This window comes from Sphingomonas sp., from assembly GCF_035998645.1.
Taxonomy (GTDB): Bacteria; Pseudomonadota; Alphaproteobacteria; order Sphingomonadales; family Sphingomonadaceae; genus Sphingomonas.
Window position 1 is genome coordinate 35,767 of the sequence record NZ_DASYHL010000003.1, and the last position, 20,047, is coordinate 55,813.

A 20,047-nucleotide genomic window follows, 5' to 3' on the forward strand; every position below is an offset into this window, starting at 1 on the left:
CAGCATGAACATCCAGCAGACTCTGCAACAGGCAGCGGCCCTTTTCGGTCGCGGCGACCCACAGGGGGCACGGCAACTGGGCGAACAGGTGCTCAAGGTCGCGCCCAACAATCCAGGCGCGTTGCAGATCGTCGGCATTGCCCATTGCCAGCTGGGCGCACCAAAAATGGGCGTGCCGCTGCTGCGCCGGGCGCTCAAGGCGGGGGGCGACAATCCCGGATCACGCTTCAATCTGGCGCGCGCGCTGTTTGATGCCGGCGAACTGGTCGAGGCCGAAGCGCTTGCGGCTGCGGAAGGTCAGCCGGACGCGATGCGCCGCCTGCACGCCGACATTCTCAAGGCGCTGGGGCGCCTGTGGGAGGCGGCGATGGCGTATCAGCAGATTGTCGACGCCAACCCGCAGGATGCGGACAGCTGGAACAACCTTGGCAATGTCCGGCACGAGCTCGGCGAGCTCGAGACCGCCCTGGCCGCCTTGCAGCAAGCGCGGGTTCTGCGCCCGGACTCCGCGATCATTCACACCAATATGGGCCGCGTCCTCGCGTCCATGTCGCGCTATGAGGATAGCGCGGTGGTGTTTCAGGAGGCAGTGCGGCTCGATCCGCGCAATCCCGCCGTCCTGCTCGAATTCGGCCACGCGCTGACCCGGCTCGACCGGTCGCGCGAGGCGCTGGTCGCCTATGCCGACGCGGCGCGGATCGACGCGACCAATCCCGAGATCTTCGTTGCCATGGGACTGGCGTTCATGGATCTGGAGGATCGCGCGCGCGCCGAGCAATCCTATCGTTTCGCGCTGAATGCGAAGCCCGATTTCGGTGCGGCATCGCTGAACCTGGGCATCTTGCTCGAACAGGGCAACCGCATTTCGGAGCTTGAGGCGCTGTTGCGCCAGGCCGAGTCACGCGGCGCGAAGGGCGCTGATCTCGACTATCTCAAGGCGATGGTGCTGCGGCGCAAGGGCGATCTCGAGGCGGCGCTGCCGCTCGCCCGCGATGCGCGCTCGGCCTCGATCAATCCGGCGGTGCGATCCCATTTCGTCGGGCAGGTCGCCGATCAGCTGGGCGAGACCGGCCTTGCGTTCGCCGCGTTCGAAGAGATGCATTGGGCGATGGCGCAGTCGCCGCTGGGGCAGGGCGTCGATCGCCGTGCCTATCAGGCAGACGTCGAGCAGCTCGCGGCGCAAACCACCCCGGAATGGTTCGAGCGCTGGCCCGCCGTCACCCTGCCGCGCGAACCGGCATCGCCCGCGTTCATGGTCGGCTTCCCGCGCTCCGGCACGACGCTGCTCGACACAATCCTGCTCGGGCACAAATCGGTGCATGTTCTGGAAGAAGTGCCGATCCTGGCGCAGGTCGCCGATGAATTGGGCGCGTTCCACCGCATCGGGGAGATTGGGGAAGGCGACGTCGCGCGGCTGCGTGGACGCTATTTCGAAGAATTGGCGCGCGTCGCACCGGATGCGGGCGGCAAGCTGATCGTCGACAAGAATCCGCTGTCGATGCTGCGCGCGCCGCTGATCCATCGCCTGTTTCCGGATGCGAAGATCATCTTTGCGATGCGGCATCCGTGCGACGTGGTGCTGAGCTGCTTCATGCAGAACTTCAAGCTGACCCAGGCGATGGCAAGCTTCCTCGATCTGACGAGCGGGAGCCTGCTGTACGACCGGGTGATGGCCTATTGGCGCCAGTGCAGGGGGATCTTCCCGCTCGACGTGCACGAAGTGCGCTACGAAGCGATGATCGCGGATGTCGAGGGCGTGGTCCGCCCGGTCTTCGACTTTCTGGCACTGGACTGGGATCCGGCGGTGCTGGACCATCAGCGCACGGCACAGGCGCGCGGCTTCATTCGTACGCCGAGCTATGGGCAGGTGACCGAACCGATTTACACGCGTGCGACGGGGCGGTGGGAACGCTATCGCCCGCAGCTGGCGCAGATTCTGCCGATCCTGGAGCCGTGGGTGGCCGAATTCGGTTATGGCAGCACGGCGGTGCTCGAGCCGGGCGCTGCCGGTTGAACTTGCATGTGAACTGACTAGCCTGTCAGCGTTTTCAGACTGTTACGGAGTCGACCGATGATCCTCGCCACAATCGCCTTGTTCACCGTCGGCCTGTCGGACGATCCGGCCAAGCCGGACGCTCAGAAGCGCGTGTGCAAGCAGCAGAAACAGACCGGCACCCGCTTTGCCAAGACGACGTGCCGCACGCGCGCGGAGTGGGAAGCGATTGCCGAAGCGGCACGCCGAACGGCCGAGGAGTCGTTCAACAAGCCGGTCATCAGCATCGAAAAGGGCAGCTGATCGCCATCGCGGGGCGATCAGGGTAGCGGTGCGGCGCTCCTGCCGATCCAATCCGGGTCGGGCTGGTCGATGTCATAATATTCAAAAATCAGGTGGATTCGATCGGTGGCGCCGGCGTTCGTCACCGAATGCACCCCCATATTGTCGACCTCTGCCGCCTCACCGATCGGGAGATGGTGTCCGATGTCGCCGGTGAAGAAGCTCACGCCGTCGTTGGTTTCGAGCGGGACGTGGATCTTGTGCGGCCATTTCGCGGCGGGATTGGCATCGCGATGCGGGCGGATCACGCCACCCGGGCGCATCCGCGCGAGCATGACGCGCGGGAAGGCGCCGCGCGCATAGCCATAAGGCGCGGTCGCGGCGTTCAGCACCGGTTCGATCACCGGACGCCATTCCGCCCATAACGGCCGGTCATGGCTGCGACGCCAGTCGTCCATCCCGTCGACAAAGCGAAACACGATGTGGCGGGTCGAATCGAGCGCTTCGAATCGGTTCGGCTTTCCCGCATTTTCTGCGTCCCACATCACCTCTGATATCGACGCGACGGCAGTGCGCAGCGCGGACACATCGACTGGCCCCAGGCGGCGGATGGATTGGGCCTTGCGGGGGTTGGGATACATCGCGGCGCCCCTAAAACTCGTAGCCGAACAGTTCGATGTCGCGCGCATACAGCCGCGCGACCCCGTCGATCAGCGTCTGATCGTAATAGCTGCGATACTCCCGGTGCTCGGAGCTGTTGGCGCGACCCAGCGGGACCGACGGGATGCCAATGCGTGCGCAAATTGCGTCGTAGCTGCCCTGCATGTCTTCGACCCGCCCGAGCTGATCGGCGAGCAGCGTTCCGTCCGGCGCCGTCACGAAGCTGTGCTGCGGGCGGAACACGACATGATGATGGGGCGGGGCGGTGAACAGGAAATGGCGCATGACGCCCTGGGGATCGTGCTGGAACGTCCCCTGCTGACTGGTAGCGAACGCGCAATAGGATACGAAGCGCTCGAACGGATTGCGGACGAACGCGAATTTGAAATAGTCGGCGAACCGCTCTTCGCCCAGCGCCGGGCGCAGTTCGGCAAGGCTGATATGGCCATGGCCCAGTCGGGCAAGTTCGGGCGCGGCCATGCGTTTTTCGACGAACAGCCGCACCTGTTCCTCGTCACCCTCGGCCAGATGCTCGCGCAGCGCCTGACGGATCGAGTGCGTGCCGGTCTTGGGAATGGCCGTGAACACGAAGCGGTGGCGGTGCGAGATGATCATCGGATCAGGAGGCCAGCGCGACAGTTGCGATCGGCGCCGGGTTGGGCGCCGCGACGTCAAAGATCAGTTCGGTCAGCGCGCGGATCAGGGGAACCTGATTGCGCAACGGCAGGCTGCCGCCGCCGCTGGCCATCAGATCCTGGCGCAGCCCTGCGATCAGGCGGCGATACTCCGGAAGTCCGGCGGGGTCGGTCTCAAATTCGCACCAGGCCGATGTCCAAGCCGCCGTAAACCGCTCAAGCCGGTTGAGCACGCCGTCGAGCCGCAGGTCGGGCACCGCATATTCGGCGAGGAAGGCGATATGACAGCGCACTTCCCATGGCGACATGATCTTGTTCATGTCGACCTTTTCGAACCGCAGCGGGCGTGGCGTTCGCGGTGCAGGCGACGGCGCGCCATTCTGCGCCGCATCGATCAGGTCCCACATCTCTTCGCCATCCACCGTGTCGAGGACGAGATGCACCCGCTTCTCGCTGCCGCCATTGTGGACATTGTGCATGCGGAAGGAGTCGAACAGCCAGCAGCTGCCCGCCTCCATATGAACGCTCTCGTCGCCACAGGTGAACAGCACGCGCGGGTTGGTAATTACCGGGATGTGGATGCGCATATGCGTGCGCCAGTGATAATTCACATCGACATGCGGTGGCACGCTGGCGCCGGGGCCAAGGCCCATCAACCGGCTGCGGCCCCAGACCGCGCCGATGTCCACCATCACCTCCATGATGTAGGGGCTAGCGCGCAGATGGTCGGTCGCCCCCATCTGCCCGGTGAAGCCATTGGTCATCTGCCCCTCCGGCGTGACCAGCAGGACTGCATCGTTGCCGGGATAATTGCCCGGATGGGGCAGCCATGCCGTGGCGGGGAGCGCACGGATTTCGGCGGCGAGCCGCTCGGAATCGAAGGATTTGTGGAGCTTCAGGAAAGGCTGCTTCAGGCGCATGGCGCATGTTCCGTCATTGGGCGCGGTGAATCAAGGGAGTGCGCGCAGCCAGCCGGTGATCGACAGCCGGGGCCCGCCGGCCCAGGGCGTCACCTGGCTGACGCTATGGGGTTGCGGTACCGCAAACAGGCTGAGCGTGTTGAACGCCGGGACATAGCCCTCCGCAATGCCGCCGCTGCCACCGTGGAACAGCAGCAGCCCGCCCCACTCGGCGCGCCATTTGGGGGTCAGGCCGAAGACATAGGCCGCCCGCCGATTCTTGCCTGCCACGCCATCGTCATGCCCTGTCAGGAAATCGCCCCTGTCATAGATCGTCGCCTGCGCGTCCGCGAAATTGATGTCCGTAGCGCCGGTGACTCGCGCCAGCAGATCGAGCAGCGGCGCGCTTGCCATGAAGCGCGCAAATCCCGTCAGTGGATCGTCGAGCGCGGCGCGCGCGGCCGCCTCGTCGGGCACCCGGATCGATTGATAGCGATATTGGAAGCCATCGCGCGCGGCCGCGTTCATGACCTCCTCCAACCGCGCGCGCTGCGCATCGGTCAGCGTCGCGAGGACCGCGGGAACCGACTCATACACCTTCTCGCCCGCGTTCATCACCTGCCGCCAATCATCGCGGGCGAGCAGATGCGCGGCGAGCGCAGTCGCGTCCGCCTCATCCAGAAACGGCGCGATCTGCACGCGGCCGGTGCGCGCGAAGCGGTCGGCCAGGGCTTCGACATTGATCGATGGCGCGAGGGTGAAGCCGGTGTCGCTCATGCCGGGGTCAGCACCAAGCCGCCATCGCCCTCGCTTACCTTGACGGTGGCGCCGTCCTTGACCTCGCCGCGCAGGATCGCGTCGGCGAGAGGGTCCTGAAGATAGCGCTGCACCGCGCGCTTGAGCGGACGCGCGCCATAGACCGGGTCGTAACCGACACGGCCGAGCCAGTCGCGTGCCTCTGGCGTCAGGTCGAGCGTGATCTTGCGATCCTTGAGCAGCTTGCCGAGCCGCACGACCTGGATGTCGACGATCGGCGCCATCTCGCTGCGGCCAAGGCGGTGGAACAGCACGATCTCGTCGAGGCGGTTGAGGAATTCGGGGCGGAAATGGCTGCGGACGATTTCCATCACTTGCGGCTCGACGGCGGACACGTCCTGTCCGTCCTCCAACTGGGTAAGGAACTGGCTGCCGAGGTTCGAGGTCAGCACGATGATCGTGTTGGTGAAGTCGACCGTGCGGCCTTGGCCATCGGTGAGGCGACCATCGTCGAGTACCTGGAGCAGGATGTTGAAGACGTCGCCATGCGCCTTTTCGACCTCGTCGAACAGGATGACCTGATAGGGGCGGCGGCGGACGGCTTCGGTCAGCACGCCGCCTTCCTCATAGCCGACATAGCCGGGAGGGGCGCCGATCAGGCGGGCGACGCTGTGCTTCTCCATGAACTCGCTCATGTCGATGCGCACCATCGCGCTTGAATCGTCGAACAGGAATTCGGCGAGCGCCTTGGTCAGTTCGGTCTTGCCGACGCCGGTTGGGCCGAGGAACAGGAAGCTGCCGAGCGGTCGGTTCGGGTCTTGAAGACCGGCGCGGCTGCGGCGGACGGCGGTGGAGACGGCCTTGACCGCCGCCGCCTGACCGATCACTCGCTTGCCGAGTTGTTCCTCCATCGCGAGCAGTTTCTCACGCTCGCCCTCCAGCATCCGGTCGACGGGAATGCCGGTCCAGCGGCTGACGACGCCGGCGATGTCGTCGGCGGTCACTTCCTCACGCAGCATCGCGACGCCAGTGGTGGCCTGCGCCGCCTCCAGCTGTTTGGTCAGCGCGGGGATCGTGCCGTAGTTGAGCTCGGCCATCTTGGCGAGGTCGCCAGCGCGTTGGGCCTGTTCGAGTTCGAGCCGGGCGGCGTCGAGCGCTTCCTTGATCTTGGCTTCGCCCGCGATCTTGTCCTTCTCGGCCTGCCAGCGACCGGTCAGCTCGGCGGATTGCTGCTCGAGATTGGCGAGTTCGTGGCGAAGGTTGCCCAGACGATCGTGCGAGGCGGCGTCGGTTTCCTTAGCCAGCGCCATCTCTTCGATCTTGAGCTGGACGATGCGGCGGTCGAGATTCTCGATCTCCTCGGGCTTGCTCTCCACCTCCATGCGGATGCGCGAGGCGGCCTCGTCCATCAGGTCGATCGCCTTGTCGGGCAGGAAGCGGTCGGAGATGTAGCGGTTGGACAGGGTCGCCGCCGCGACGATCGCCGCGTCGGTGATCCGAACCCCATGATGCAGCTCGTATTTTTCCTTGAGCCCGCGCAGAATGCTGATCGTGTCCTCGACCGTCGGCTCGCCGATGAAGACGGGCTGGAAGCGCCGCTGGAGCGCGGGGTCCTTTTCGACATATTTGCGATATTCGTCGAGCGTGGTCGCGCCGATGCAGTGCAGCTCGCCGCGCGCGAGGGCGGGCTTGAGTAGGTTGCCGGCATCCATCGCGCCTTCGGATTTGCCCGCGCCGATCAGCGTGTGCATCTCGTCGATGAACAGCACGATGTCGCCCTCGGCACCCTTGACCTCATCGAGCACGCCCTTGAGCCGCTCCTCGAACTCGCCGCGATATTTCGCGCCTGCGATCAGGCTGCCCATGTCGAGCGCCATCAGCTTGCGGTTCTTGAGCGTGTCGGGGACGTCGCCATTGGCGATGCGCAGCGCCAGGCCCTCGGCGATCGCGGTCTTGCCGACGCCGGGGTCGCCGATCAGCACGGGATTGTTCTTCGTGCGACGGGCGAGGATCTGGATGGTGCGGCGGATTTCCTCGTCGCGACCGATTACGGGGTCGAGCTTGCCGTCCTTCGCCGCCTGCGTCAGGTCGCGGGCGAATTTCTTGAGCGCGTCGTAGCGGTCCTCGGCCCCGGCGGTGTCGGCGGTGCGGCCGCCGCGCAACTGCACGATTGCGGCGTTGAGCGCTTCGGCCTTCACTCCGGCGGCGGCGAGCGCGCGTCCGGCGTTGGTAGTGGAGGCGAGGGTCAACGCGAGGAGCATGCGTTCGACCGTGACGAAGCTGTCGCCTGCCTTGCCGGCGATTTGTTCGGCCTGATCGAGCACGCGCACCGCGTCATTGTCGAGCCCCGGCGCCTGTTGCGCGCCGCTGCCGGTGACGGCGGGAACGCGGGCGAGCGCAGCATCGGTTTCGGCGACTGCGCGCTTGGCATCGCCGCCAGCCGCCTGGATCAGGCCGGCGGCCATGCCCTGTTCGTCTTCGAGCAGGGCCTTGAGCAGATGTTCGGGGCTGATCCGCTGATGGTTCAGGCGGATTGCGACGGTCTGGGCTGACTGGAGGAAACCCTTGGCGCGGTCGGTGAACTTTTCGAGATTCATGATCGTCCCTGTCTTCTGTCGTTCGGGAGATGGTGTTGCATTTTGGCAACACAAGCCCCGCCGCAATAGTATTTCGCGCGAGCCGATGCTGCCGTGCGGATCGGTCAGCGGCAAGTTGGGAAAGTCACGCAGGGTTGCGCGGTGTCGGCAGGCCGGTATGTTGTTGCGGTCGATACCTTCCATTGTGGGAACGCTCCGCATCATGAAATCAGCTTTTTCCAGCCTGACCGCACTTGCGGTCGTGCTCAGTGCCCCAGCTTATGCTCAGCAGGCACCTGCCCCCGCAGTCGCGGCGGTGCCTGTCGCCGATCTCGTGAAGCGCGTGGACATTCCCTATGAGCAGTTCGTGCTCGCCAATGGCCTGCGCGTCATCGTCCATACCGATCGCAAGGCGCCGATCGTCGGCGTCGCCGTGTGGTATGATGTCGGGTCGAAGCATGAGCCCAAGGGCAAGACCGGCTTTGCGCATCTGTTCGAGCATCTGATGTTCAATGGCTCCGAAAATTCGCCGGGCGAGTTTTTCGAACCGCTGAAGGAAGTCGGTGCGACCGATTACAACGGCACCACCAATGTCGACCGCACTAACTATTTCCAGACCGTGCCGCGCGCGGCGCTCGACCGCGCGTTGTTCCTGGAGAGCGACCGCATGGGCTATCTGCTCGGCGCGGTGACGCAGGCCAAGCTCGATGAACAGCGCGGTGTCGTCCAGAACGAGAAGCGCCAAGGCGATACCCAGCCCTATGGCCTGCTGCGCTACAAGATCAGCGAAGGACTGTTCCCGGAGGGGCACCCCTATCGCCATTCGACGATCGGATCGATGGCCGACCTCGATGCCGCCAGCCTGGACGATGTGAAGAACTGGTTCCGCCAATATTATGGTCCGAACAATGCGGTGCTGGTGCTGGCCGGCGATATCGACGCCGCCACCGCCAAGCCGCTGGTCGAGAAGTATTTCGGCGCGATCAAGGCTGGCCCCAAGACGGCGGAGCCGAAAATCACCGTACCGACACTCGCCGAGGCGAAGATGGAGGTGATGAAGGACCGCGTCGCGGTGACGCGCATCTATCGCATGTGGGCGGTGCCGGGCATGCGCGACGCGGAGTCGACCGTTCTCGACGCGTCGATCGGCGTGCTCGGCGGCCTGGCCAGCTCGCGCCTCGACAATATTCTGGTCAAGCAGGAGAAGCTGGCGGTCGGCGTCGGCGCGTTCAATTCGACAATGGCGCAGGCCGGCATGGTGCTGATCTCCGCCGATGTCCGTCCCGGCGTCGATGCGGCGACGGTGGGCAAGCGGCTTGACGAGATCGTCGCCGACTATCTCAAGAACGGCCCGACCGCCGAAGAACTCGAGCGCTACAAGACGCGCACCGCGTCGTCGCGCATCCGCGGCCTCGAATCGGTTGGCGGCTTTGGCGGCAAGGCGGTGACGCTGGCTTCGGGCGCGCTCTACATGAACGATCCGGGCTATTATAAGAAGCAGCTCGCGACGCTGGCGGCGGTGACGCCGGAACAGGCGCGCGCGGTGACCGCCAAGTGGCTGTCGCGCCCCGCTTACTCGCTGATGATCGAACCCGGCGCGCGTGAAGCCTATGCCGAAGCGGCGGGCGCTCCGAAGGAGAAGGTCAAGGTCGCGGACGAGGTGGTCCAGGGCACGCGCGGCGCGCTGCCCGATGTTGCCGAGGTCAAGGATATCGATTTCCCGGCGGTAACCCGCACCAAGCTGTCGAACGGCATCGAGCTGGTCTATGCCCAGCGCGACGCGGTGCCGGTGACGCAGGCGGTTATCACCTTCGACGCGGGTGTCACTTCCGACGTTCCGACGGCGCTCGGCACCGAGCGGATGACGCTCGCGCTGATCGAGGAGGGAACCAAGACCCGCAATTCGGTCCAGATCGCCGAGGCGCAAGAGCGGCTGGGCGCCGGCGTGGGTGCGGACAGTAGTGCCGACCGCGCGACTATTTCGATGTTCACGCCAAGTCCGAACCTGACCGGATCGCTCGATCTGATGGCCGACATCGCGCGCAATCCGAGCTTCCCGCAGGCCGAGATTGAGCGGGTGCGCAACCAGATGCTCGCGCAGATCGCGCAGGTCCGCTCGAATCCGGCCGGCCTGGCGCAGATGGCGATGCCCGCGCTGATCTATGGCAAGGATTCGCCCTATGCGAAGACCGCCGCGCTCATCGGCGACGCTGCGGCGGTGAAGAAGCTGACCCGCGACGATCTGGTCAATTACTACAAGGCGTGGATTCGTCCGGACAAGGCGAAGATCTTCGTCGTGTCGGACCGTCCGTTGAGCGAAGTGAAGGCCGCGTTCGACGCGAAGTTCGGTGACTGGAAGGGTGAAGGCGCCGCCGGGACGAAGGATTTCGCCGCCAAGCCGCAACAGGCCGCGCCGAAGATTCTGTTGATCGACCGGCCCGATTCGCCGCAGTCGCTGATCCTCGCTGGTCAGATGACTTCGGTCGATCCGTTCGCCGATCCGATCGCGCTCGGCACCGCGACCGAAGTGCTGGGTGGTGACTTCCTGTCGCGCATCAACATGAACCTGCGCGAGGACAAGGCGTGGTCGTACGGCGCGCGCGGCGGCCTCAGCCGCTTGGAACATGCGGTGCCGTTCATCGTCTCCGCGCCGGTGCAGGCCGACAAGACGGGCCCGGCGATCCTTGAGATCCAGAAGGAACTGAAGGGCTATCTCAGCGACAAGGGCATCACCAAGCTGGAGTTCGACCGGTCGGTGGTCAGTGCGATTCGCCGTCAGGCGGGTCAGTATGAGACTGCCGGTGCGGTGCTCGGCGCGATGCAGTCGAACGACTTTCTGCGCCGTCCGGACGACTATCAGGAGCAGATCGCGAAAAAATATCGCGCGCTGACGATCCCGCAGGTTGACGCTGCGGCACGCGCGGCTCTCGACCCGAGCAAGCTGGTATGGGTCGTGGTCGGCGATGCATCGAAGGTTCGGGCACAGCTTGACAGCCTCGGCCTGCCTGTCGAGGTGGTGAAGCCCGAAGCCGTCGGCCCCGGCGCCGGCGGCAACTGAGGCGCAACGGATTATAGGAGAGACGAACATGGCGAATGTCGATGGAAGCTGGGATACCGTAACCCACTCGCCGATGGGCGACCAGAAGGCGACTCTGACCGTCACCAGCAATGGCGACAGCTTCACCGGCAGCTATGCCGGCGCGATGGGGACGACCGACATCAAGGACGGCAAGGTCGATGGCGACAAGCTGATGTGGGCGCTCGACATCACCGTGCCGATGCCGATGACGCTGACCTGCGAAGCCACGGTCGATGGCGACGCGATGACGGGCACCGTCACTGCGGGCGCGTTCGGCAGCTTCCCGATGGAGGGCACGCGCGCCTGATTTGGGCGATGTCGTGAGATGAAATGGCCCGCTGCCCGTGAGGGCGGCGGGCTTTTTCGTGGGCGCGGGCAACTCCCGGCGGTTGGGGCGTTCTCCCCTGGACAGAGGGAGACTTCAAATGCTGCGTGCTGCATTCATTTTCGCGATTATCGCGCTGGTTCTGGGCCTGCTCGGCTTTGGCGGGATCGCAGGGTTCGCCTGGGATATCGCCAAGATCCTGTTCTTCATCGCGCTGGCCGTGGCCGCGCTGTTCCTGATCCTGGGCGTGACGATCTACAAGAAGGTGACCTGAATTAGCGGGTCACGCGGGTGACATGACCCATCTTCCGACCCGGGCGCGCCTCGTGCTTGCCGTAGAGGTGAAGGTGCGCGCCGGGCTCGGCGAGCAGGTCGTGCCAGGCGTCGACATCGTCGCCGATCAGGTTGCGCATCTCGACCGAAGTGCCGGTCAGCGTGACCGGGCCGAGCGGGAGGCCGAGTACTGCGCGGGCATGGTTCTCGAACTGGGAGGTTTCGGCGCCTTCGATCGTCCAATGGCCGCTATTGTGGACGCGCGGGGCCATTTCGTTGAATACCGGGCCGTCGGGCGTGGCGAAGAATTCGCAGGTCAGCAGGCCGACATGGTCGAGCCGATCCGCAAGCTGCGTTGCGAGTGCGATCGCGGCGGGGGCTTGGTCGAGGATCGCGGCAGGGGCGGGCGCGGTCGAGCGATCGAGGATCCCGCCGACATGCTCGTTATGCGGCGTTGGATAGGCGATGCTGGCGCCATCGACGCCGCGCACCAGCAGCACCGAGAATTCATGGGTGAAGGCGACCAGCCCCTCGAGCACGCATTCGCGCTCGCCGCTCGCTGCCCATGCGGCATCGGCTTCGGTGGCGGACGCAAGGCGGATCTGGCCCTTGCCGTCATAGCCCTCGGTCGCGGTCTTGAGGATCGCGGGGGTGCCGATCGCGGCGAGTGCGGCGTCGAGATCGGCGCGCGAGGCGACCGGGTGCCACGGCGCGGGGCGGCCGCCGCATTCCTCCGCCAGCCGCTTCTCGTTCCAGCGGTGCGCCGCGGTTTCGAGCGAGGCGCGGCCGGGGCGGACCGGGGCATGGGCGGAGATCGTCGCGACGGCGTGCGCGTCGACATTCTCGAACTCATAGGTGACGACCGCGCAGTCGCGCGCGAAGGCGGCGAGTGCGGCTTCGTCGTCATAGGCGGCGCAGGTGAAGGCGGCGGCGACGTCGCACGCCGGGCCGCTTTCGGGCGCATAGATGTGGCAGCGATAGCCGAGCTGCGCGGCGGCAACCGCGATCATCCGGCCGAGCTGGCCGCTGCCAAGGATGCCGAGGGTGCTGCCGGGCGGGATTGCGGTCATTCGGGGCCAATCACTCGGGATCAGTTGCGACGCTCTCGGTCTGGCGCGCGCGCCATGCCTTGAGCCGCTCGGCGAGGTCCGAATCGCTGGTGGCGAGGATCGCGGCGGCGAGCAGGCCGGCGTTGATCGCGCCCGCCTTGCCGATCGCCAGTGTGCCGACCGGGATGCCGCCGGGCATCTGGACGATCGAGAGCAGGCTATCCATGCCCTTCAGCGCCTTGGATTCGACCGGCACGCCGAGCACAGGAAGGTGGGTCATCGCCGCCGCCATGCCGGGCAGATGCGCCGCGCCGCCCGCACCCGCGATCACGACCTTGAGGCCACGATTAGCCGCGCCGGTCGCATAGTCGTAGAGCCGCTGGGGGGTGCGGTGCGCGGAGACGACCTTGGTCTCATGCGGCACGCCGAGCGCGTCGAGCGTCTCGGCCGCGTGGCGCATCGTCTCCCAGTCGGAGGTGCTGCCCATGATGATGCCGACCAGTGGTGCGTCCGCCATTCGCCTGCCCTGAAAGCTGCGGGAAAGCGTCCCCCTAAAGGCGTCGCGCTTTGGACGCAATGCGCGGGACGCGATGTGTGTGCGATGCGCTATATCGGGGGGCATGACCGACGCGATGCTCTGTGACGATGAAGCCTGGGATGCCTTTCAGCGCCGCGACCGCGCCTATGATGGGCGGGTGATTGCAGGCGTGCTGACCACCGGCATCTATTGCAAGCCCAGCTGTCCGGCGCGGCACCCGTTGCGCGCCAATGTCCGCTTCTTTCCCGATGCAGCGAGTGCGCGGGCGACGGGATTGCGCGCGTGTCTGCGCTGCAAGCCCGATGAGGTCGGGCGCGAGCGGGTGGCGGTGGCGAAGGCGGTGGCGCTGATCGAGGGGGCGGAGGAGGCGATCGGGCTGGAGGCGCTGGCGGAGCGGGTCGGCTATGCCCCGCATCATTTCCAGCGATTGTTCAAGCGCGCGACCGGGGTGACTCCGGCTGCCTATGCACGTGGCGTGCGCGCCCGCCGGGCTGCGGCGGCGCTGGAGACGGAGGAAAGCGTGACCGATGCGATCTACGAGGCGGGCTATTCCGCGCCCAGCCGCTTCTACGAAACCGCCGCCGATCGGTTGGGAATGACGCCGAGTGCGTGGCGCAATGGCGGGGCGGGGGTGACGATCCGCTGGACGGTCGCACCGACGAGCCTCGGGCCGCTGCTGATCGCGGCGACCGACAAGGGGCTGTGCCGGGTCGCGTTTGACGAGGATTCGCTCGGGTTGGCCGCGCGTTTCCCGCGCGCGGAGATCGTTGCTGGCGGTGCGGCGCTGGCCGATCTGGCGGCGCGGGTAGTGGGTGAGGTCGAGCAGCCCGGGCGGCACACCGACCTGCCGCTCGATGTGCGCGGCACGGCGTTTCAGGAGGCGGTGTGGCAGGCGCTGCGCGCGATCCCGCCGGGCGAGACGCTGAGCTACACGCAACTCGCGATTGCGGTGGGGCGGCCCGGTGCGGTGCGTGCGGCGGGGACGGCGTGCGGGGCGAACAATGTCGCAATCGTTATCCCGTGCCACCGCGCCCAGCGCAGTGACGGGAGCATGGGCGGCTATGCCTATGGGATCGGCCGCAAGCAGGTGCTGCGGGCGCGGGAGGGAGTGGAGGACTGAAGACGCTCAGTCGACAGCGCGGTGCATGCGGTAGGTGCCGGGGCCGTAGCCGCCAGCTTCTACGATCGCGAAGCCCTGTGTCGTCCAGAACGCCTCGGCGCCGTTGACCGCGACCAGCGTGATGTCGCGATATCCCGTTGCCCGCGCGCAATCGATCACGAGCGCGGTCGCCGCCTTGCCCGCGCCTTGCCCGCGCGTTTCGGGGAGCAAGGCGATGTCGTGGAGGTAGAAGCTGTCGGCGTCCTGCGGAATCGCGCCGAGCAATGCGCCGAGTTCGGGCGAGGTCGCACGGTGCCAGGGATGGGCGACGAGCAGGCCGGCGATGGCATCGCCCTGCTGCCAGACGAAACATCCGGTCGGCCACAGTGCCAGACGTTCAGCATAGACCTCGACCGGCTCGCCATAACGTCCATGGACCGCCGCCGAGATCGCGGTAACCGCCGGAAGATCGGCGACGGTCATTGCGCGCCAGCTCATCTCAGCCCGCCGGCTTGCAGCTATAGACCAGCCGTTCGTTGAAGATCTGCGGCAAAGCGGTGCGGATCGACTGTTGGCGGGTGGCAAGGTCGGCGCGCGAGGCCGGGTCGGTCGAGCAAGCCTTGACCTTCACATCGGCGCGGCGCTTGCGGGCGGTGTCCATCTGCGCGGCCGACAGCAGGTAGCGCGTCGTCGAATAGGTCCGCGTCGTCGGGGCATATTCGAGCACCGACACGGTCGCCTCATCGTCCGGGACCAGAATGCGCTGCCAGTTCTGTCCGACCTCGGCATATTGGGTGCGACCGTTAACGCAGCCATCGGGGTTGATGTCGATCGCGACATCCTTGGTATCGGACACGGTGACGCGCGAGCGGACGGGGTCGATGGTGCAGACCATCTTGCCGAGACCGCCGGGCTGCGCGACCGGGGGCGGCACCGCCACGCGCGCACCGCCATCGACGGCGGCGGGATCGAAGGCGGGGCGCAGCACGAAGGTGGTGACCGAAGCGACGATCAGCGCGCCGCCGCCGATTGCGGTCAGCATCGCCTCACGCTTTTGCTCGCGGGTCAGCAGCAGTCCGGCGACGCCGAGCGCGAAGGCGCCCATCACCAGCAGCAAAGCGGCCCCGGCCATATAGTTTTCGCGGGTGACGATGTTCTCGCTGCGCGCTTGCTGGATCGCATCCTCACGGTCGGCAGCGGCTTTTCCGGCAGCTTCGCGCGCCCGCTGTTCGTCGGCGGCGCGCGCCTGTTCGGCGGCGGTGCGATCCTGCGCCAGCCGCTCGGCGATGCTGGTGCAGGTGACGCCGTTCGACGGCATCGGCTGCTTCGCCTCACGCAGGAACGCGGCGACCTCCTCATTGCTGATCGCAAAGCCGAAGCTGGCATCGCCATCGTCGGCGCGGGTCAGCGCGGCGTTGACGCCGAGCACCCGCCCGCACGGATCGAGCAGCGGCCCGCCCGAATTGCCGCGCGCGATCCCCGCAGTGTGCAGCAGCACCTTCACCCCCTGAAGGTCGCGGCGGCCTGAAAACACGCCCTGCGATCGGATCGGGGTGAGCGGGGTAATGAAGTCCGTGGCGGTGCGCGCTGTGGCAAGATCGACATTGCCCGGATAGCCGAGCGCGATCATCGCATTTCCCTCGCTGATCGGGCCGGAGTAGAAGGTCAGTGCGGGCAGGCGGATGCCGGTGAATTCGATCAGCGCCAGATCGCGGTCGCTGTCGATCGCGATCAGGCGACCCTGGAAAGACTTGTCGCCCTCCGACGGGACGACGCCGATCATCACATTGCCGGGATAGCGTTCCGCCGATTCGACGACATGCGCGTTGGTGAGCACACGGTTGGGCGCGACGGCAAAGCCGCTGCCATGACCGAAGCCGACCACTTCGCCCTCGACGGTGGCGATGGTGACGATCCGCACCACTCCGCGCCCGGCGGCGGAGATGTCGTCATCCGCGCGCGCGGGCACGCTCCAGGCGAGAAGGGTCGCCAACAACAGCAGCAGTCGCGTCACGCCATTACCTCCGCTCGCCCTCCTTCGCCAAAGTGGGCGAGCGGCGCAAGCGTGCTATTTGGCGGCTGCGGGCGCTGGGGCCGCAGTCGCGTCGCGCTTCGCGATAAGCCGAACCAGCATTTCGCGGGGCGTTTCCGCCTCGTCTTCCTGCTCTGCTTCGCGATACTGATCCTGGCGCTTCTCCCGCTGGCGCTTCGCCTTTTCCGTTTCATCCTCAAGGCCATAGGCGAGCGGGGCGAGCGTATCGATTGCGTCCTGGATCATGCCGCGCGCTTCATAGTCACGCACGACCAGCAAGCGCAGCGAGTTTTCGCGCGGGATCAGATCGAGCGCACGCGCGAGCGCGTTCTGCGCCGTCGCGGGCGGTAGTATGCCGCGTCGCGAATAGCTTTCGTAGAAAGCGCGCGCGAACCGCGGTTCGTTGGGCAGCGACTTCATCGCGGCGCGCAACCGCGTTCTCGTGCTGTCCCATGCATCCTCATCGGTCGATCGGGCCTCGACCAGTGCATCGACCTCATTGACGCTGCGGAAATAATTGCCCCACGGGCTGGCCGGGTTGAGCGCGAGCAGGCGATCGGCAGCGGCGAGTGATTCATTTCGGTTGCCCGCCATCCGTTCAGCATCGGCGAGTACGCGCAGCGCATCGGGATCGGACAGATACGGCCGCGTGGCCGAGCGGACCCGGCTGGCGAAGGACTTTGCACCCGATTGGAGCACGCCCGCGCTCATGCGCATTTCCAGGTTCACCAGGGCACTGTCGCCTGGCGACAATTTTTCGACCGTGATCGGACCGGCAGTCAACTGCGGATAGTGCACGCCTTCGGCGGGAATTCGGTTCTGTTTGGCGTACTGACGCACGTCGCGGTCGAATGCATCGATATCGCCAAATGCCGCCAGCGCATCACCGAACGACTGACCGGCATTGATCCGGCGCAGATAGTCCGTGAGCAGCGCGCGACGCTCATCCGAACTGTTGAGATAGTGAACGGTGATCCAGCCCTGCGAATAGAAGGCGATTCCGGGGAAGCGCGACTTGCCCGGGATCGGGTTCATCAACTCCTTCAGCGGCACCCAGTCCAGCTGCCTGAGCGTGGCGGCACGATTCGGGAGGAACAGGCCGATCTTGGCAATATTGTCATCTGTAATCTCGATCGCACCGGCATAGTCGGCGAAGCCCTCGACATACCAGGAGGGGTAGGCAGCCGGAAAATACTGAAACATGAAATGGTGCGTCAGTTCATGCTGCAGCACCGTGACCGCGCTGAACTGGGTCCGACGAGTCGCGGCATCCTTGAGGTCCTGCCGTGGCATGACCGTGAACGGCCCGCGCATCGTCGTATTATAATAGCCCAGAACCCCTCCGGCCGGATAGGGCAGGGAATCTGCCACCTCGGTCTGGCTGGGGAGGAAATAGACCTTGATCTTGACCGGCACTTCCTTGGGGCGCCGCGCTCCGGTCATCGTCTGAAGCACGCGGCCGAATTTCTCGAGTGCCTCGACCCGCTCTTTCAAGTCTTCGGCAGAGCCGTTGCTGTAGGCGATAAAGTTGGTCGATTCGGCGCGCGTCCACTGCGCCTGCGCCGCGACCGGCACCAACAAGGCGAGCAGAACCAATAATTTGCGGAACATCCCCAATGAACCCCCATTTTTCAATGTGATGATGCTAGGCCAGGATTGTGGCGCCGCGCAAGATCACAGGAAATTATACGGATCCACATCCACCACGACCCGCACCTTGGCCGACCATTCAAGGCCGCCGAGCCAGTCGCGGATCACGTCCTGAACATCGAGCGCGCGGCGGGCGTGGACGAGCAGGCGGAAGCGGTGGCGGCCGCGCAGCATCGCGAGCGGGGCGGGGGCGGGGCCGAACACCTGCATCGCCTCCACCTTTGGCGCGCTCCGGCCGATCGCGCGGGCGGTGTCGAGGGCGGAGTCCTTGTCCTCGCTCGACACGATGATCGCGGCGAAGCGACCGAACGGCGGCGCGCCGGCCTCGCGCCGCGCTTGCGTCTCGGCGGCGTAGAACCCTTCGGCGTCGCCATTGACCAAAGCGCGCATCACCGGTGCCTTTGGGCTGTGCGTCTGGATCAGGACGGTGCCGGGCTTTTCGCCGCGCCCCGCGCGCCCGGCGACCTGACAGATTTGCTGGAAGCTGCGTTCGGCTGCGCGCAGGTCGCCGCCCTCAAGGCCGAGGTCCGCGTCGACCACCCCGACGAGCGTCAGATTGGGGAAGTGATAGCCCTTGGTCACCAACTGCGTGCCGACGACGATATCGATGTCGCCGGCCTCCATCCGCGCGACGAACTCCGCCGCCTTGGCCGGGGACCAGATCGTGTCGGAGGTGACGATGGCGGTCTTGGCGTCGGGGAACAGCGCGGCGACTTCGTCCGCAATGCGTTCGACGCCGGGGCCGCACGCGACCAGGCTGTCCTCGCTGTCGCATTCGGGGCAGGCGCGCGGGGTCGGGATGGCGTGGCCGCAATGGTGGCAGGCGAGCCGATTGATCAGGCGGTGCTCGACCATCCACGCGGTGCAATTGGGGCATTGGAAGCGGTGCCCGCAGGTGCGGCACAGCGTCAGCGGGGCATAGCCGCGGCGGTTGAGGAACAGCAGCGCCTGTTCCTTACGCTCCAGCGTCGCGTCGATTGCGCGGACCAGCTTCGGGGCGAGCCAGCGGCCGCGCATCGGCGGATCGGCGAGCAGGTCGATCGCCTCGATCGCGGGCATTTCCGCGACGCCATAGCGGCCGGGCAGCTTGAGTTCGGTGTAGCGGCCGAGTGCGACCTGTTGCCGCGTCTCGATCGCCGGGGTGGCGCTGGCGAGGATCACCGGGCACCCCTCGAAATGCCCGCGCATCACCGCGACGTCGCGGGCGTGATAGTGAACGCCCTCTTCCTGCTTGAAGCTGGTCTCATGCGCTTCATCGACGACGATCAGGCCGAGATTGGGGTAGGGGAGGAAGAGCGAGGACCGGGCGCCGACGGTGACCAGCGCCTCGCCATTGGCGATCGCGCGCCAGGCGCGGCGACGCTGCGACTGGCGCAGGCCGGAGTGCCAGGCGATCGGCTCGACGCCGAAGCGGGCGTGAAAGCGCTTGAGGAAGGGTTCGGTCAGCGCGATTTCGGGGAGCAGGACGAGGCTTTGGCGGCCGGCGCGGATCGCTTCGGCCACCGCCTCGAAATAGACTTCGGTCTTGCCCGACCCGGTGACGCCGTCGAGCAGGAAGGGCTGGAAGGCGCGCGCATCGACCGCCGTGCGCAGCGTCGTTGCGACCTCCGCCTGTTCGGCGGACAGGGCGGGCGCGCCGAATGCGGGGTCGGGCAGGGGGTAGGGCGTGTCGAGGGCGACCGTCACCCCTTCGATCGCGCCACTCTTGACCAGTCCGCGAATTACGCCGTCGGAAACATCTGCGATGGTCGCCAGCTCGCGGATCAGTCCCTGCCGGTCGCCGATCCGTTCCAGCGCCTGTTCGCGCTGCGCGGTCATGCGCGGCGGGACTTCGCCGGTGGCGCGATATTCGACGATGGTCTTGCCACCCTCCAGCGCCGAGGTGGAGCTGAGCGCCATGCGCAGCACCGACGCGAGCGGGGCGAGATAATAGTTGGCGGTCCATTCGATCAGGCGGCGCAGCGGCGCGGGGATCGGCGGCGCGTCGGCGACGGCGAGCAGGTTGCGCAGGCGGTTGTCGCCAATCTCCTCGGTCGGCAGCCGTTCGGCTTCCCACACCACCCCGATCAGCTGGCGCGGCCCGAGTGGCGCGATGACGATCGACCCCGGCGCGACCTCCATCCCGCGCGGGACGCGATAGTCGAGCGGGCCGAGCGCGGAGTTGAGGACGATGACACGGGCGCGGGACATGGGCGACCCAT

At 66.3% G+C, this 20,047-nt stretch carries 17 protein-coding genes; 6 read left to right on the forward strand and 11 right to left on the reverse strand.

Annotated elements, in window-relative coordinates:
• Positions 1-4 precede the first annotated feature (4 nt).
• Both VGN66_RS04195 and VGN66_RS04200 read left to right on the forward strand, forming a co-directional pair.
• Positions 5-2,014: a tetratricopeptide repeat-containing sulfotransferase family protein gene (locus VGN66_RS04195; protein WP_327517608.1), complete on the forward strand. Its 2,010-nt coding sequence runs from the start codon at positions 5-7 to the stop codon at positions 2,012-2,014.
• Positions 2,015-2,071: 57 nt separating this feature from the next.
• Complete coding sequence (locus VGN66_RS04200) at positions 2,072-2,296, forward strand: hypothetical protein (protein WP_327517609.1); 225 nt, start codon at positions 2,072-2,074, stop codon at positions 2,294-2,296.
• A gap of 17 nt (positions 2,297-2,313) precedes the next feature.
• On the opposite strand, the gene VGN66_RS04205 is transcribed toward VGN66_RS04200, so the two are convergent.
• The 5 genes from VGN66_RS04205 to clpB are packed head-to-tail and all read right to left on the reverse strand — an operon-like array spanning position 2,314 to position 7,822.
• Positions 2,314-2,916, reverse strand: coding sequence for an aspartyl/asparaginyl beta-hydroxylase domain-containing protein (locus tag VGN66_RS04205; protein ID WP_327517610.1), 603 nt, complete (start codon positions 2,914-2,916; stop codon positions 2,314-2,316).
• A gap of 10 nt (positions 2,917-2,926) precedes the next feature.
• Positions 2,927-3,550, reverse strand: coding sequence for a sulfotransferase family 2 domain-containing protein (locus VGN66_RS04210; RefSeq protein ID WP_327517611.1), 624 nt, complete (start codon positions 3,548-3,550; stop codon positions 2,927-2,929).
• A gap of 4 nt (positions 3,551-3,554) precedes the next feature.
• Positions 3,555-4,490, reverse strand: a complete 936-nt coding sequence (locus VGN66_RS04215; RefSeq protein ID WP_327517612.1) for an aspartyl/asparaginyl beta-hydroxylase domain-containing protein — start codon at positions 4,488-4,490, stop codon at positions 3,555-3,557.
• A gap of 30 nt (positions 4,491-4,520) precedes the next feature.
• Entirely contained in the window at positions 4,521-5,246 is a 726-nt protein-coding gene (locus tag VGN66_RS04220; protein WP_327517613.1) for a 2OG-Fe(II) oxygenase, read from the reverse strand.
• The gene (clpB, locus tag VGN66_RS04225; RefSeq protein ID WP_327517614.1) at positions 5,243-7,822 is read right to left on the reverse strand and encodes an ATP-dependent chaperone ClpB; all 2,580 of its coding nucleotides are present in this window, start codon (positions 7,820-7,822) and stop codon (positions 5,243-5,245) included. Before clpB ends, VGN66_RS04220 begins: the two co-directional genes overlap by 4 nt.
• Positions 7,823-8,024: 202 nt before the next feature.
• Here clpB and VGN66_RS04230 point away from each other — a divergent pair, with 202 nt between their 5' ends.
• The 3 genes from VGN66_RS04230 to VGN66_RS04240 all read left to right on the forward strand — a co-directional run bounded on the left by VGN66_RS04230 (position 8,025) and on the right by VGN66_RS04240 (position 11,479).
• Positions 8,025-10,859: a pitrilysin family protein gene (locus VGN66_RS04230; RefSeq protein WP_327517615.1), complete on the forward strand. Its 2,835-nt coding sequence runs from the start codon at positions 8,025-8,027 to the stop codon at positions 10,857-10,859.
• Positions 10,860-10,887: 28 nt separating this feature from the next.
• Entirely contained in the window at positions 10,888-11,187 is a 300-nt protein-coding gene (locus tag VGN66_RS04235; protein WP_327517616.1) for a hypothetical protein, read from the forward strand.
• Between the two features lie 118 nt (positions 11,188-11,305).
• Positions 11,306-11,479 carry a DUF1328 domain-containing protein gene (locus VGN66_RS04240; RefSeq protein WP_082737790.1) on the forward strand — a complete coding sequence of 58 codons (174 nt, stop codon included), beginning with the start codon at positions 11,306-11,308 and terminating at the stop codon, positions 11,477-11,479.
• A gap of 1 nt (position 11,480) precedes the next feature.
• On the opposite strand, the gene VGN66_RS04245 is transcribed toward VGN66_RS04240, so the two are convergent.
• Complete coding sequence (locus VGN66_RS04245; protein ID WP_327517617.1) at positions 11,481-12,548, reverse strand: 5-(carboxyamino)imidazole ribonucleotide synthase; 1,068 nt, start codon at positions 12,546-12,548, stop codon at positions 11,481-11,483.
• Positions 12,549-12,558: 10 nt separating this feature from the next.
• Complete coding sequence (gene purE, locus VGN66_RS04250) at positions 12,559-13,044, reverse strand: 5-(carboxyamino)imidazole ribonucleotide mutase (RefSeq protein ID WP_327517618.1); 486 nt, start codon at positions 13,042-13,044, stop codon at positions 12,559-12,561.
• Positions 13,045-13,147: 103 nt separating this feature from the next.
• Here purE and ada point away from each other — a divergent pair, with 103 nt between their 5' ends.
• Entirely contained in the window at positions 13,148-14,185 is a 1,038-nt protein-coding gene (ada, locus tag VGN66_RS04255) for a bifunctional DNA-binding transcriptional regulator/O6-methylguanine-DNA methyltransferase Ada (protein WP_327517619.1), read from the forward strand.
• Between the two features lie 6 nt (positions 14,186-14,191).
• On the opposite strand, the gene VGN66_RS04260 is transcribed toward ada, so the two are convergent.
• The 4 genes from VGN66_RS04260 to VGN66_RS04275 form a co-directional block, all read right to left on the reverse strand.
• Positions 14,192-14,662: a GNAT family N-acetyltransferase gene (locus tag VGN66_RS04260; RefSeq protein ID WP_327517620.1), complete on the reverse strand. Its 471-nt coding sequence runs from the start codon at positions 14,660-14,662 to the stop codon at positions 14,192-14,194.
• A gap of 1 nt (position 14,663) precedes the next feature.
• Positions 14,664-16,178, reverse strand: coding sequence for a trypsin-like peptidase domain-containing protein (locus VGN66_RS04265; RefSeq protein ID WP_327517621.1), 1,515 nt, complete (start codon positions 16,176-16,178; stop codon positions 14,664-14,666).
• A gap of 54 nt (positions 16,179-16,232) precedes the next feature.
• Entirely contained in the window at positions 16,233-17,807 is a 1,575-nt protein-coding gene (locus VGN66_RS04270) for a hypothetical protein (protein WP_327517622.1), read from the reverse strand.
• A 63-nt stretch (positions 17,808-17,870) separates the two neighbouring features.
• Positions 17,871-20,036, reverse strand: coding sequence for a primosomal protein N' (locus tag VGN66_RS04275; protein ID WP_327517623.1), 2,166 nt, complete (start codon positions 20,034-20,036; stop codon positions 17,871-17,873).
• Between the last annotated feature and the right edge of the window lie 11 nt (positions 20,037-20,047).

Excerpts from the sequence above, each read along its gene's own strand:
- VGN66_RS04195 (WP_327517608.1), top strand. The coding sequence starts at position 5 with ATGAACATCCAGCAGACTCTGCAACAGGCAGCGGCCCTTTTCGGTCGC.
- VGN66_RS04200 (WP_327517609.1), top strand. The coding sequence starts at position 2,072 with ATGATCCTCGCCACAATCGCCTTGTTCACCGTCGGCCTGTCGGACGAT.
- VGN66_RS04205 (WP_327517610.1), bottom strand. The coding sequence starts at position 2,916 with ATGTATCCCAACCCCCGCAAGGCCCAATCCATCCGCCGCCTGGGGCCA.
- VGN66_RS04210 (WP_327517611.1), bottom strand. The coding sequence starts at position 3,550 with ATGATCATCTCGCACCGCCACCGCTTCGTGTTCACGGCCATTCCCAAG.
- VGN66_RS04215 (WP_327517612.1), bottom strand. The coding sequence starts at position 4,490 with ATGCGCCTGAAGCAGCCTTTCCTGAAGCTCCACAAATCCTTCGATTCC.
- VGN66_RS04220 (WP_327517613.1), bottom strand. The coding sequence starts at position 5,246 with ATGAGCGACACCGGCTTCACCCTCGCGCCATCGATCAATGTCGAAGCC.
- clpB (WP_327517614.1), bottom strand. The coding sequence starts at position 7,822 with ATGAATCTCGAAAAGTTCACCGACCGCGCCAAGGGTTTCCTCCAGTCA.
- VGN66_RS04230 (WP_327517615.1), top strand. The coding sequence starts at position 8,025 with ATGAAATCAGCTTTTTCCAGCCTGACCGCACTTGCGGTCGTGCTCAGT.
- VGN66_RS04235 (WP_327517616.1), top strand. The coding sequence starts at position 10,888 with ATGGCGAATGTCGATGGAAGCTGGGATACCGTAACCCACTCGCCGATG.
- VGN66_RS04240 (WP_082737790.1), top strand. The coding sequence starts at position 11,306 with ATGCTGCGTGCTGCATTCATTTTCGCGATTATCGCGCTGGTTCTGGGC.
- VGN66_RS04245 (WP_327517617.1), bottom strand. The coding sequence starts at position 12,548 with ATGACCGCAATCCCGCCCGGCAGCACCCTCGGCATCCTTGGCAGCGGC.
- purE (WP_327517618.1), bottom strand. The coding sequence starts at position 13,044 with ATGGCGGACGCACCACTGGTCGGCATCATCATGGGCAGCACCTCCGAC.
- ada (WP_327517619.1), top strand. The coding sequence starts at position 13,148 with ATGACCGACGCGATGCTCTGTGACGATGAAGCCTGGGATGCCTTTCAG.
- VGN66_RS04260 (WP_327517620.1), bottom strand. The coding sequence starts at position 14,662 with ATGAGCTGGCGCGCAATGACCGTCGCCGATCTTCCGGCGGTTACCGCG.
- VGN66_RS04270 (WP_327517622.1), bottom strand. The coding sequence starts at position 17,807 with ATGTTCCGCAAATTATTGGTTCTGCTCGCCTTGTTGGTGCCGGTCGCG.
- VGN66_RS04275 (WP_327517623.1), bottom strand. The coding sequence starts at position 20,036 with ATGTCCCGCGCCCGTGTCATCGTCCTCAACTCCGCGCTCGGCCCGCTC.